Below are 15738 nucleotides of genomic sequence, written 5' to 3' on the forward strand. Positions count from 1 at the left end.
ATGGAGCGCTCGGAGAGCGCGACTTTTCGTGCGCTCGCGTTCTTCACCGCCCTCGTCGTCGCACTCACGCTGACCGCCCCGGCCGCAAGCGGCTTGGTCGTTTCGCCGGTACCCACGGTCGCCGCATCGGCGCCGACTTCGGGTGTGCCGGTCTCGGTCGAGGGCGCAGCCGCGCCGGCCAGCGTGGTCGGAGCGGCCGCGTACCTGAACGTGCGCCCGTTCGACGAAACCGCCACCGACCCGGCAGCCACCCCGCCAGCCGACCCCGCGGTCGTCGCAACCGCGCCACCGCCGGCAGATCCCGCACCCGCAGAGCCTGCTCCCGCCGCACCCGCGCCCGCGGATCCTGCTCCGGCAGACCCCGCCCCGGCGGATCCCGCTCCGGCCGATCCGGCCGCCGTCGTGCCCGCCTCGAGCGACCCCGCTCCGGCCGACCCCGCTCCGGCAGATCCGGCATCCGACCCTTCCGTCGCCGGTGACCCGGCTCCCGCCGACCCGACCCCCGCCGGCGATGCTCCCGCCGCTCCCACGCCGTGGCTCCTGGTGATGACCGGGACCGCGGCATCCCTCGTCTTCAACGGCGACGGCACCGTCACCTTCGAGGGTCAGACCCGGCCGCTCGCCGAGATCTCGGAGATCCGCGTCACCGGCAGTGGCGGCGACGACACATTCACGGTCGACTTCGGCGGCACGGACCCCGGCATCACGATCTGGTTCGACGGCGCGGTCGGCTACGACACGCTCGTCACGAAAGGCAACGTCGGGGGCTTCGAATCGTATGCGGTCGACGGCTCGTCCGGCTCGCTCGTCTTCGGGGGCACCACCGTCCAGTATTCGGGCATCGAGCCGATCGCGAACAGCGGCGCCGGTGGCAGTGCGACCTTCGCGCTCACTGGCAGCGACGACGACGCAGAGCTCACGCCGGACAGCGTCGACCCGACGATCCTGTGGCTGAAGAGCCTCAACGCGGGATTCGAGAGCACGTCGTTCACCGCCCCGACGGCTGGTGGGACGACGTTGAGCATCTCCGGTGGCGGCGGCAACGACAAGCTCACGATCAAGGGCGCGATCAGCCTCGGCATCGCGGCCTTCCTCGCGGCCTTCGAGCGGATCGTCATCGACGGTGCCACCGTCAGCGCAGGGTCGATCGGATTCACCGCGGAGAACGCGACGGTCACCGACCCGAACCTGCTCTCCTGCACGTTCCCCGTCACGCACTGCGCGGACGTCAGCATCGCGGTGACGAACTCGACACTCACGGCCGGGGCCGTCTCGCTCACCGCGAACGCGAAAGTCGATCCGAACGAGGGCCACGCCACCGCGTACGTCGCGAACGTGTCATCGAAGGCATCGGTCACGGTGAACGGCACATCGATCGTCACCGCCACCGGAGGCGACGTGTCTCTCACCGCGACCTCGACCGTCGGCCCCTTCGAGCTCAACAAGAAGTACGGGGATCTGGCGATCGTCGACTCGCAGGCGGCCGTCACCGTGGGCGGCTCGGCGACCGTCACCTCGAGCGGCAAGACGTCGCTCGCCTCGACGTCAGACGTCACCGCCGGCGCGAACGTCGGATCGGATGCGGCCAAGGACGAAGGCGACGGCAGCGACGCCAGCGGGAACTCGAGCGCGAACAGCGTCGATGCAGCTGTCGCGATCGTCACGGTCACGGCGTCCGCGATCAGCCTTCTCGCCGGTACAGCCAAGGTGGTCGCGACCGGAGTGCTCGACGTGCTGGCGACCAACACCGCGGTCGTCTCCGGCATCGCGGATGCGAAGAACGCGACCAGCGGCGCAGGCATCGCGGTGGTCAACCTGTCGCAGACGACGGATGCCGCGATCATCTCGACCTCGGCCGCACCGACGACGGCCGCTTCGTTGAACCTCGTGGCCGCGCAGACCGGCAGCGTCACTGCCACCTCGAACGCCGGCAAGGGCGGTGCCCAGAACAACAGCAAGCCGGCCAACGACCCGGACCGGGCCAAGGGTCAGGCCAAGACCGATGACGCGGGGTCGGCGGACAGCACCCCGGCTTCCGGATCGATCTCGGTTGCCGGCGCGCTGTCGGTGGGCATCCTGACCACGGCGACGACGGGACGGATCGTCGGAGCGAAGGTCACGACGACCGGCGCCCAGAAGGTTTCGGCCACGGGCGGGAACACCGTGACGTCGCTCGCCGACGGCGGTACGACGGACGGCAGTGGCGGGGCAGGCGTCGGCGTCGGTATCGCGGTGAACATCATCGACCTCACGACGCACGCGTTCCTGGACGGCGCCGTACTCACGGCCACGTCCGGCGGCATCACCGTCGAGGCGATGGGGCCTGCGACCGGTGAGAGCTCGTTCACCGCCACCTCGATCTCGGGCAAGAAGGCCTCGGGCGGAGCGGTCGCCGCGGCCGGCTCGCTCTCGCTCAACAAGATCACCGCAGCGACGACGGCCGACCTCCGCGGCACGACCGGCACCTTCGGCGGCGCGGACCTCGCGCTCAAGGCGCGCGGCAGCCACAAGAGCGATGCGAAGGCGACCTCGAAGCAGGAGGCCGGCGGCGACAGCGGCAGCTCGGTCGGCATCGGCGCCTCCGTCGCGATCAGTCTCATCACGAACGACATCTTCGCCGGCATCGTGTCCGGGGCCACGGCGGCGGGCATCTCCGGCCTCTTCATCGAGGCGACCGGCGTCGACGACGCGACGACCGAGACCAAGGGCGGCGCAGCGGGCGGCACTTCAGCCTCGCTCACCGGCGTCGCAAGCGTCGCGATCCACAACGTGCACACCCGGGCCTCGATCCTCGCGGGTCCCACCCCGGCTTCGGTGCTCACCCTCGCGGGCGGCCTGACCGCCAAGGCCGACCAGACCGCCAAGGCGACGACCAAGGCCGAGGGCGCGACCGAGGCCGGAGGCGGCGCCACACTCGCAGCGACGATCTCGTTCGCGCTGACGAGCGCCGACCACCTGACCGACGCGTCGATAGGCCGCAACGTCGCTGCGGGCGGCCCCGTCAGCCTGACGGCCGAGGGCGTGTCGACCACGGCCACCTCGGCCGAGGCCAGCGCCGCCGGTGCCGAGGCCGAGAAGGAGAGCGGCGGAACCTCGACGGGCAAGGACAGCACCGGCGACGACGTCAACCAGAAGTCGGACAAGAAGCTCGGCAAGGCCGCCTCGCGCAACTCGGGCGGCGCGGGTGCCGGAACGACGACGCCCGAGGCCAAGGACGACAGCGGCACGAAGGTCTCGGTCGCCGCCGCGATCGCCTTCAACATCGTGGATTCCACGGTGACCGCCAAGCTCGGTGACGGCTGGTCGCTCACGACGCCGGGCACGGCATCCTTCATCGCCCGCAATGACACGGATGCCTCGGCCACAGCCAAGGGCACCGCCACGAACTCGAGCAGCGTCGGCATCGGCGCAGCGGTCGCCGTGAACTGGGTGACGATCACCACGCTGGCGGGCGTGGGAGTGGGCTCGTACCTGCAGGCGACCGGCCTCACGATCACGGCCGAGATGAAGGCCGACGGCACCCACACGCTTGAGGCGAGTGCCGAGGCCGGCGCCTCCAACACCAGTGGAACGCTCGGTGTGGCGGCTGCGTTCGCGCTCAACATCGCCAACGAGACCACGCGTGCCGTGCTCGACGCCGACGACTCGACTCCGCTGCCCCCCGTGGGCGGACATGCCCCCGGTGTCGCGATCCTCGGCGGGGGAGCGGTCGCCATCACCGCGGGCTCCAAGAGCTCCGACAAGGCCTCCGCGAAGGCGACCCAGTCCGGCGACGGATCGGTCGGCATTGGCGCCGCCATCGCCCTCAACCTGCCGACGCACGTGGTGTACGCGGGCATCAGCCCGGTGACCGACCCGACGCGGGGTCCCCCCCTCAGTGGCGTTGGAGCACTGACCATCACTGCCACGCACGAAGTCGAACTCACCACCGAATCCGAAGCCGGAGCCGGCTCGGACAAGGTCTCGATCACCCCCTCGGTCGCCATCGTCCTCGCGGTCATCCGCACCAGCGCCTCCCTCGGCAGAAGCACCGCTCCGCTCACCGCGTCGAGCATCACCGCCTCTGCCTCGCAGGAAGTCAGCGCTGAGACCACCTCCAAGGGCTCGACCACCGCCGGATCCACCGCCGGGATCGGCGTCTCGCTGGCCCTCGCGATCCTCGACGACGTCTCGGTCGACTCGGGCAGTGCGCGCAGCCTCACCGTCGGCGGGGCGGTCTCGTTCACGGCTCATCAGCGCATCGACGCCAAGACCGTCGCCGAGGCCTCTGCCCAGGGCGCTGACCCGAAGGAGGGCAAGGACGAGCCCGGCGGCAAGGACGTCAACGAGAAGGCCGATGGCAACCTCGACAACGCCAAGACGACCAAGTCCACCAATGGCGGCGGCACGACGTCGACCTCCGAGACGCCCAAGGCATCGACGGGTCAGGACAAGACGGGTGGCAACAGCGGAGCGTCACTCTCGATCGCCGGCGCGATCGCGATCGCCGTCGTCTCGGGCACTGCCCGGGCCTGGTTCGCCGACCTCATCACGGTTACCGCGCAGGGCGCTGTGACACTCGAAGCCCGCGGCGACACCGACTCGTCGGCCGAGGCCCGCGGCGACTCCGCCACGAAGGGCAATGTCGGCATCGGCGCCGGCGTCGTGGTGCAGGCCGTCGACATCACGGTGCGCGCCACGACCGGCGCCGCGACGATCACGGCTACGGGGCTCATCCTGACGGCGGGCATGCTCGACGGCGACGAGGACGACGTCGTACGGCGCTGGAACGACACCGCGAAGCGCTGGGAGATCGTCGAGTCCGGCGAGCAGCTGCCTGGCCCCTCGAAGAACGACCTCTACTTCGTCAAGACGAACGGCGACGGCGACGAGACCACGGGCGGAGACGACGGGCTGTACAAGTTCGACGGCAGCGACTGGGCGATCGAGACGAACCAGACCCTGACCGATGCCGAGCCGATCGACTCCGAAGCAGACCTCCCGACCACCGCCGGCTGGTACATCCTCGGCTTCGAGAAGGACGGACACCCCGCGGGGAGCGTCTGGAAGCTCGTCGGCACCACCTGGACGTTCGTGACCAAGTACGTCGTCGAGCAGAAGAGCCAGCTCCCCAAGGACGACATCGAGGAAGACGCCTGGTTCCACCTCACCAAGGCGGACGGCGCAAACGCCGTCGGCTATTACAAGCGCGACGACCAGCACACCTGGGTCATCCAGGGGTCCGCGTCGGTAACCGACGGCGATGTGCTGCCGACGGCCCCGACCGCCGACCAGCTGTTCCGGCTGTTCGAGCACGAGGTCACCTCGACCGCGCGCGCCGGCGTGAGCAAGTCGGAGAAGGTCGGCGTCGCCGGGGCGCTGGCGATCAACATCCTCCACACGCACGTCGAGGCGATCGTTCCCGTGGGAGCCGTCGTGACGCTCTCGACTGCGGCATCCGCCATCACGGCGCAGAGCAACGAGCGCGACTCGGCGACGGCGACGAGCAAGGCGAAGGTGGGATCCGCGACGGGCGTCGGGGCATCGTTCGTGCTGCAGCTCATCGACGGCAGCACCGTCACGGCCGAGGTCGCCGACGGCGCCACGGTGAACGGGGGTGCCGGCCTCACGATCGAGGCGATCGGCTTCCGCGACATGGCCACGAAGGCCGAGGGCGGCACGGCGGGCGAGACCGCGGTCACCCCTGTCGTCGCACTCGTCATCAGCGTCGACGACCACGTCACCGGCCGGCTTGGCACCGGTTCCGCGTACGTCGGCACCGGCGCGATCGCGGTCAAGGCCACCCACACCATGTGGGTCAAGACCGAGGGACGAGCGGATGCCGCGGGCAAGAAGACGGCGGTCGGCGCCATCGTCATCGTCAACGCGATCGTGGGCTGGCAGACCCTCGCCGAGATCGCCCGCAACGCCCAGGGGACGGCCGTCGACGTCGTCGCGACCTCGGTCGCCCTCACCGAGGCCAAGTCGGTCGCCAGCGCGAAGGGTGCGAAGTCGTCGGACGACGGCGGCAAGTCGGGCGACCAGGAGTCGACCGGTGCGGTCAACGGCGACAACGCGAACACCCAGGGCACCAAGACCCAGACCGCCTCGATGCCGACGTCGAACGGCGGCACGAACGGCTCGAACGGCGCACAGGGCGCCAACAACGCGCAGGCGGGGCAGTCTGGCCAGTCGTCCAGCTCCTCCAGTTCCGGCGGAAGCAGCACGACCGAAGTCGCCGCCGCGGTCGCGGTCAACTGGCTTGTGGCATCGTCGACCGCCCGCATCGCCGCGAGCACGACGGTCACCGCGACGACCGGAGCCCTCTCGGTCATCTCGCTGTTCACCCTCGGCGCCAACGCCTTCGCGATGGGCTCGGCGATCGACCTGGAGCATGACGGATCGCGGGTTGGCGCCGCGATCGGCCTGAACGTCCAGGATGTCGACAACATCGCGATCGTGGGCGGCGGCGCACACCTCACCGGCCACACCGGGGTGACCGTCCGCGCGTCGGTTCCCGACGGCGTGCGCAATGACTTCATCGTCTGGGCATTCGCGGCAGGCGGCGGCAAGAGCACGTCGGTCGCCGGCAGCGCCGCAGTCCAGATCACGCTCCTGACCACGGAGGCATCGATCGGCATCGGAGCCGAGATCGACGCTCCTGCCGGTGACATCACGGTGGATGCGAAGCAGCCGATGGGCCTGCAGAACCTCGCGATCGCCGGCGCACTGTCCACCGGATCGGGCTCAGCGATCGGCGGAGCGTTCCTCGTCAACTACCTCGAGGTCAACACTCGGGCATGGGTCGACTCGACAGCCGTCAACCACACGTCGGCTGACGCCTCCGGCACGATCGCGGTGACGGCCACCGCGTCGCTCGACTCGCTCGTACCCAAGGTTCCGAAGCCGCTCGCCGGCAAGATCGACTTCCTCAAGCTCACCAACGTCGCCATCGCGGGTGGGGCGAGCGACAGTGGCGCGGCAGTGGTGGGCTCGTTCATCGTCGACATCTTCAACCTCTCGACGCGGGCCTGGATCGCCGATGGCGCGGAGATCAACCAGGAGGGGGTACTCGGCGGCGCGGGCCAGAATGTCACCGTCGCAGCGTCCGACTCGATCACGATCGACAACGTCGGCGGCGCTCTCGCCCTCAGCAAGAGCTCGGCCGGTGTCGGCATCACTGTCGTCGTCGAGATCTCGAACTCCGACATGCGAGCCTGGATCGGCGACAGCGCCGCGGTGCGCGCGGGCGGCACCGTCGAGGTGAAGGCCGATTCGAGTGAGGACTGGTTCGTCCTCGCCATCGCGGGCGCGGTCAGCGGTGGCAACGCCGCCGTGGCCGGCGCGGTGCTCGTCGTCGTCTCGAACCAGGGCGGATCAAACCCGCAGGTGCTCGCGCAGATCGGCGACTCGCTCGTGGATGCCGCAGCCGACGTCACAGTCCACGCGAAGAAGCTCACCAACGCCGATCTCTCGAGCGGCAACCTGGCCGTCTCGACGAGCGGCGCCGGAATCGGCGCAGCCGTCACCGTCGTCGTCCGCGACAGCGTCGCGACCGCGCGGATCGCCGACGGAGCCGATGTGCGGGCCGGCGACGACCTGACTGTCGAGGCGCTCCAAGAAGGCGACTACCTGCTGCTCGCCGTCGGCGGGGCAGGCGGCAACTCGGTCGGCGTCGGCGGCTCGGTCAGCATCTTCGTCCTGAGCGACACGACGACGGCGGCGATCGGAAGCAGCGTCAAGGTCAACTGCGTCGGCGGAGGGTGCACCAACGTCACCGCGAACCCGACTCAGGATGTCGTCGTGAAGGCGTCCGATGTGACGAGCGCCCTCGACCTCGCGGGCGTCATCGCCGTCGGCGGCACAGCCGGCGTCGGCGTCGGCGTCGACGTGCAGGCCATCGACAAGACGACGGCCGCCTCGATCGGCACGAACTCGATCGTCCGCGCCAACGGCGACGTCGTGGTGCAGTCGACCTCGAAGGAAGACTTCAAGTCGATCTCGGTCGGCGGCGGTGGCGGCGGCACGGCCGCGGTCAACGTCAACGTCACCGTGCCGGTCATCACCATCACCACAACCGCCTCGATCGGCAGCGGCGCCGATGTGCGCGCCGGCGGCAACGTGCTCGTCATGGCCGATGACGCCATGACCCTCTTCTCGATCGCCGGCAACATCTCGGTCGGCGGCACTGCGGCCGTCGGCGCCAGCGTGGCAGTGCCGGTCGTCACGAAGACGACCACGGCAACCATCGGCGCGAACGCCCGGGTCACGGGGCTCGCACAGGCGGGGCACATGACCCACACCAGCGTGAACGCGGGCAGCTACGCGACGACGGGCACCGACATCCGCTTCGATCCGCGTGGCACGCAGGGCGGCTGGCCGGTGCCGTTCCCGAGCGGCTCGCCGCTCGACGGCAAGGGCGTGCAGGGCGACGGAGCCACCATCAACCTCGGCTACAACCACGGGTTCAAGAACGGTCAGCAGGTCGTCTACGACGCCGGCGGCGGTGTGCCGATCGGGGGCCTGGTCGATGGGAAGACCTACTACGTCGTGCTGATCCCGCTGTCGTCGACGGCGATCAAGCTCTGCACGGAGCGCGGGCCTCCGGTCGCGCCCGGGTCGAGTGAATACTCCTGCGCCCCCGGCAAGCTGGTCACCGGGCTCACCCTGCCCGCGGGCGCGAAGATGGGCGAGAACCACCGGTTCGTGTCCACCACCGAGCCCGGCGTCAAGTCCGATGTATCCCCCCGCTTCACCGCAGAACGCGCTGTCAGCGTAGGTGGCAACTACCTCGTCCTTCCCTACGACCTCTTCCGTGACGAGGAGGGAAGCGCCACCGTCGAGAAGACCCCCCTCGACCTCCGCAACGGCGACCCGGTCATCTACAGCGCGGGCGGCGGCACCCCGATCGGCGGACTCGTCGACGGAGCGACCTACTACTTCTTCACTCCGTCCCTCGGCGGCCTCGTGGATCTGAACCACGTGCAGCTGGTCCGCACCAAGTGCGAGGCCACAGGAAAGAAGGACGACTGCAACACTCCCTCCGACATCGCCCGCGGCACTCCGATCGACTTCACCTCGACCGGCAGCGGCCGCTCGCACAGCCTGGTGCCGTCGGGCATGCTGCCCGCCGGACCCGGCTCGGAGGTCGGCCCCCAGATCATCGACGCCCCCGTACGCACCGGCTTCGGCGGCGTCGCGGTCACCGCCTCGAACAGCGACTACCTCGGCTCGATCGGCATCGCCGCGGGCGGCGCAGGGACGGCGGCGGTGAGCCTCTCGGGCTCGATCGCCGTGATCACCGTCCACACCTCCGCGACGATCGGGGCCGGCGCCAAGATCAACTGCGCAGACCTCGATGTCGCCTGCAGCGCCAACAGCGGCTCCGCCGAAGGCGGCCAGTCGGTGCTGGTCTCGGCGGTCAACAACTTCCGCACCCTCGGGATCGCGGCATCCATCGCCATCGGCGGATCGGCCGGCGTCGGCGCCTCCGCAGCCGTCCGGGTCGTCGAGCTGCACACGGATGCCTCGATCGCGGCGAACGCGATTGTCAACGCGAAGAACAACATCGAGATCATCGCCACCGCGACCGACTCCGTCGTCTCCGTCAATGCAGCTGCCGGCGGCGGCACCGTCGGCGTCGCCGGCACCGTCGGCGTCACCGTCATCAAGGAGTTCACAAACGCCTTCACCGGCGACGGCGTCACGCTGCGCGCCGACAACAACATCGGCGTCTTCGCGAACAGCGCCTCGAAGCTCATCCTCATCACCGCCTCGATTGCCGCCGGCTACGTCGGCGTCGGGGTCGGGGTCGGCGTCGCCGTAGTCGAGAAGACCACGAAGGCGTACCTCGGTCAGAACAACAAGGTGATCGTCAAGGCGCTGGGTGGCGGGCTCACCGGGGTCGTCATCGGAACGATCGGTGCCAGCGGATTCCCGGTCGCGACCTTCCGTGGCCTCGTCGTCCAATCGCAGTCGAGCGAGAAGCTCTTCGGGCTCGTGGCAGGTGTCGGCGCAGGATTCGTCGGCGTCACCGCGAACATCGGGGTCAACGTCTTCACCGTGACGACACAGGCCTACGTCGACCTGGGCACGACAGTGAACCGGAACGACAACGGCACGCCTCTGAACCTGGCCGATGACTCGATCATCGCCGGCGTGAGCAACGCGCAGGGCGTGTCGGTCACCGCGACGGATCTGTTCGACTCGATCACGTTCGCCGGCGGCGTGGCGGGCGGCTTCGTCGGCGCGGCGGGTGGCATCGACATCGGCGTCGCTTCGATCTCGGTCACCGCGTACCTCGCGACGGGGACGGATGTCTGGGCCAACGCCGCAGTAAAGGTCAACGCCCTCGGGATCAAGAACGTGCAGTCGTACGCCGTCTCGGTCGGCGGCGGCTTCGTCGGCGTCGCTGGCGCCGTATCGGTGTGGTCGATCGGAACAGCGCCCACCGCCTCGTACTCGAGCGACGCCAACGGACCGAAGCGCGGACCGTGGGTCAACACGGTCGCCTACAAGACCGCCGATGTCGTGACCTTCGGCGGCAAGACGTGGGTCGCCAAGAACAACAGCACCGGCGTCACCCCGGGATCGAACAGCGCGATCTGGGTGGAGGACGTGCCCAAGACCGCGACCTCAGGCGAGGGAACCGACGGGCAGCACCAGGCAGACCAGGTCGCCTCGGGCAACGGCAGCGACGCGCCGGCCCCGCTGTGGAACGGCCCGTCGTCGTACGCGAAGGGCGCCTACGTCACCTACAACGGGACGAAGTACCAGGCCACCGCCGCCGTCGCGGCAAATGAGGCCGACCCGGAGCACAACTCGCACTGGTACGGCGTCAAGGACGGCTGGAAGTCCGCGCTCGACGGCGCCCCGGCCGACAGCACGGCCGCGTTCGTCACCGCCCACGCCTACACGATGGGCAGCTATGTGACCTTCGCCGGACACCACTACCGCGCGAAGAGCAACTTCGTCTCGGGCTCGAACCCGACGCTCGACACCACGAGGTGGGCACTCGCCGACGACGACTACCGCTTCCGCGTGACCGGCGGGGCGGCGGCATCCGACACCGCCGTAGGCGGGTCGTATTCCGCGACCAGCCCGACATCCGACCGGTTCACGCAGCCCGCGCCGCCGTCAGGCGTTTCCTCGGGCATCTACGGTCGAGTCCACTCCCTGCTGGGCGGCGTCGATGTGACGGCCCGGGAGCGCACCGACGTGTTCGTGCTCGCGGGCGCGGTGGCCGGCGGCGCCGGTGCGGTCGGCGCAGGCATCGCCATCCTCACCGTTGCCGGGAACGTCGACGCGGGCATCTACAGCACCGCAGCCGTGTCCGCAGCCGCTGCGATCACGGTCACCGCCGAACTCGACGAGGACATCGACATCTTCGCGGTCACCGGGTCGGTCGGCCTGGTGGCCCTCGCCGGGCAGATCCTGGTCCTGACCGACACCTCGAAGACCAACGCCCACATCGACACCGGTGCCGCGATCACGCGGGCCAGCGGGGGGATCTTCGTCTCGGCTGATTCCGACAAGGACGTGGCCGGGTATGCCGTGGGCATCACGCTCGCCGCGGCCGGCATCGGAGCTGCAGTCTCGGTCATCGATGTGTCGGGCAATACCACCGCTGACATCGGCATCGTCGCACTGGGCGGCGGCGGATCCATCGGCGCCATCTCGGTCACCGCGACTGACCACTTCACTCCTACGGCCTGGGCCATCGGCATCGTCGGCGGCGTCCTCGGCGGACTCAGCGGCATCGTCGCGATCATCGAGTACTCCGGCACCACTCGGGCGGCCTCCCGCGCCACCGGCGGCGGCGTGCTCGGCGGGGGAGTGACCGTCAGGGCCTGGGGCGACCGTGCTCCGATCGAGGCGAACACGGTGAACGTCGCAACCGGCGCGATCGCCGTCGGCTTCACCCTGAACATGGCCACGAGCTCGCGGCACACCGAGGCGGAGCTCGGCGGCTCGCTCAACGCCGGCGGCGCTGTCCTGGTGGAGGCCGAAGCCCGCAACGTCGTCACGGCCAACACGCCCGGCATCGCGATCGGCATCGCCGCGATCGCCGCCATGATCCCCATCGCGACGGTCTCAGGACACACCACGGCCACGATCAGCGGCACGGTCTCCGGATCCACCAGCATCTACGTCCACGCGATCGCCGAGAACCGCGCGATCGCCGACGTCTTGGTGATCGGCATCTCCGGCGTCGGTGTCACCGTCGCGGTCGCATCCGCGACGATCTCGGACGGCGCGGACATCTCCGCGCTCGTGACGGATGTCGCATCCCTCGCCTCGAGCGGCACGGTGCGGGTGATCGCCGAGATGAAGGGCGCGAACCAGCGCAACGAGGCGATCGCCAAGGGCACGAACGTGGCAGCCTCCCTCTTCGCCAGCGCCTCGGTCTTCGCGGCCCTCGCCTACAGCGGTGGAGCCACGAGGGCGCACCTCGACGGCAATGTGACGAGCTCCGCGTCCGTGACGGTCAGCGCCACGGGCACCAACTACGTCAAGTCCGACCTCGTCGTCGTCGCCGCGGCCGGACTCGCCGGCATCGCCGTGAGCGTCGCGATCGCGCAGCTCGGTGCCGCAGCTGTCGTCGAAGCCACGTCGTCCGACGCGAACAACAACCAGCAGGTCACGAGCACCGGCGCGATCGCATTCACTGCGACGTCGACCAACACCGCGAAGGTCAAGACCGGTATGGGCGCCGGCGGTGCTCTCTTCGGAGTCGCCGTCTCGGTTCCGATCGCAGAGGTCGCGGCCGCGACGCGGGCGAGCGTCGAGGGCAACCTGACCGCCGGCGCCGCCGGCGTGAACGTCGCTGCCCTGAGCCACAACTCGGCGACCAGCGATGTGCTCATCGTCTCGATCGGCGGCCTCGGCGCGATCGCGGTGAACATCGCGGATGCCCGCATCTCCGCAACCGCCGACACCGAGGCGCTCGTGCTCGCGAACTCGGCGGTCAGCGCACCGGGCGGTGCCGTCTCGGTGACGGCGACCGCGACGAACGTCGCATCCGCCACGACGACCGCGGTTTCGGCATCCGCCCTCATCGCGGTGAGCGCGCAGAAGAGCCTCGTCACCATCGCCGGCTCGACGAAGGCCTCGTTCGACGGCGACGTCGGCAACACGCCGACGAAGACGGCAAGCCTGGCCGTGACGGCGATCGCGAGCAACGACGCGCTCACCGATACGAACGTGATCACGGTCAGCCTCGGTGCGGGCGTCACCGTCATCGCATCGCAGGCGACGGTCTCGGGCGACACCGATGCGTTCGTCGACACCAACGCCAACGTCTTCGTCTCCGGCGCGATCACGATCGACGCGCACCTCGTCGATGGGGCTCGCGGCTATCAGAACGTCGCTGAGTCGAAGATCCGCGGCGCCACGGGCGGGCTCGGCGCGGCCTTCGGCCTCACCAATGGCAAGGCCATCGTCTCGGGCTCGGTGAGGGCCAAGCTGAACGGTCAGATCGGCGCTTCCTCGGCCATCACGATCAATGCCGACGCAGAGGTCGACGCGATCGCCACCACCGATTTCGCGAGCTTCGGCGGCGTCGCCGTGAACGCCAGTGGCACCGAGGCGCAGATCACGAGCGACACCATCGCGGGCGGGGACGCCGGCACGGCAGGGTCGACCGGCGCCTTCATCGTGACTGCGGACTCGACCTACAACGCCACCGCAGACTCCGATGGTCCGACGGCGAGCCTCATCGCCGTGGATCTCAAGATGCCGCACGCAACCGTGGGCGGGTCGACGCGCGCCAGCTACCTCGGCCAGGTCACCAGCGGCACGTCCGCCTCGGCAACGTCGAACTCGCACAACACTGCGCTCGCCGACGCGTCCGGCATGGTGACGATCGGTCTCGTCGCCGTGAGTCTCGCGTACGCGCTCGCCGAGGTCACCTCCACCACCGAAGCAGCACTCGGAGGAGCGAACGTCGGTTCGGGTGCGGTGGTCGTGAGCGCGACGAGCGACGACGATGCGACCGCGAAGGTCGGCGGTCTCGGGGTCGGCGTGCTCAAGGTCTCGCTGCTCCAGCCCGATGCCCGCACCAACGGAATCACGCGGGCCTTCGTCGGAAACAGCAAGTCGGTGCAGGCCGGGTCGCTGACGATCACGGCGATGGCGACGCCGGATGCCTCGGCCGAAGCCGAGATGGTGGGCTTCTCGTTCCTCGTCGACATTCTCGAAGCCAAGCCGCGCGCAGCCGTCGGTGGCACGGTCGAGGCGTACATCGGCTTCGACGAGACGGTGACGCTGGGATCGGGCGCCATCACAGTGACGGCGACTCGCCTCGGCAACGCCGATGTGAAGACCACCGGGGTGAGCATCTCGCCGATCTCGATCAGCCTGGTCGATCTCCTCGCCACGACCGCGGGCAGCATCACGACGCACATCGACGATCGTGCCGACGTGACGGCCGGATCCGTGACGATGACGGCGGGCGGCACGAGTTCGCCGACCGCGTCGAGCACCAGCGTCGGCGTCTCGATCGCCAGCGTCGCGGGTGTGTCGCTGGCGACGAGCGACACGACCTATGTCGCGAGCTGGATCGGGCCGGCTGACGGCAGCAGCGCTTCCGATGCACTCGACCCTACGAGCGTCACGACGAGCGGCGCAGCCGGCATCGCGGTGAAGACCGCCTACACCGCGCACGTGCTCGCCAACGCCCTCACCGTGGGGATCGGGCTGGGCGTTGCGGGTGGTGTGGTGAAAGCGACCGCAACCGCCACGCCGTCGATCGCGGCGTACCTCGGTGACCTCGCGCAGGCCACAGCCAACGGCGGTCCGCTCCTGTTCGACGCCGCTGCGACGGTGACCGCGATCGCCGATGCCACCGGCTTCTCAGTGGGGCTCGGCTTCTCGGCGGGCCTGACCTCCACCAAGGCAGATCTGCGGCCGGCCATCCGTGCCTATACGGTCAACGGCGGTTCACTCTCGGGCAGCTCCGTGACGCTGGTCGCCCGGTCGAACGTCGCCGCCGACGGCACGCCGATCAGCACCCAGCACACCTACAACACGATCATCGGCAACAACACGCCGACGACCGTCGCGCCGGCGTTCGCGCGAGTCTCGCTCGGATCGGCGTCTCTGATCGAGGGTGTGGCGGGAGCGAAGGCCGAGGCGATCAACTCTCCGATCGTCGCCGCCGCAGTCGGCGGTGGAACGTCCGTCAGCGCTGCGGGCGCGCTCACGATCACGGCGCGGTCGTTCGGTGACAGCCAGGTCGATGGATTCTCGCTGGCGGCGGGTCTCGGTGCCGGCATCGGCCTCGTCAGCGGCAAGGCGACCTCCGGCGGCACGGTCAGCGCCGGCTTCTACGGCGTTTCGGGCACGATCGGGTCTGCTGACATCCGGAGCATCGTCAGCGCCGGCGCGTCGACGAAGGGCCGCGGGTTCAGCGGGGCACTGGGAGCCGCGGCGAACATCGGAAATCAGGAAGCCACTGTCGCCGTCACGGTGAACACTCTGATCGGGGGGAACCTCGTCGCGGGTGGGACGGTCCTGATCCGCTCGGATGCCCGCACTTCCGCCTCGGCCGAGTACCACGCGCTGCAGCTCGCGGCGCTCGCCGCGGTGGGCACCGCCGATGTCGATGCGACCGACACCTCCAGCATCCGCACCGCGGTGACCGGTTCAGGAACGGCTCGGTCGATGACGGGCAGCGTCACGGTCTCGGCGTGGCACAACTTCGACGGCAGCCAGTTCCTCAAGTCGAACGTGGTTGAAGCGTCTTCGAAGATGGTCAGC

Annotated in this window: 1 protein-coding gene (running past one end of the window); it reads left to right on the forward strand. The window is 69.6% G+C overall.

The window, feature by feature from the left end:
• A protein-coding gene (locus tag ACXJ3V_RS04185) for a Calx-beta domain-containing protein (protein WP_457099004.1) crosses the window boundary here: on the forward strand, window positions 1-15738 show its start. Its footprint extends 16293 nt past the window's final position; only the first 15738 of its 32031 coding nucleotides appear in the window; the start codon lies at window positions 1-3; its stop codon lies off the right edge, out of view.

The sequence above is a fragment of the Microbacterium sp. P5_E9 genome, from assembly GCF_054049175.1.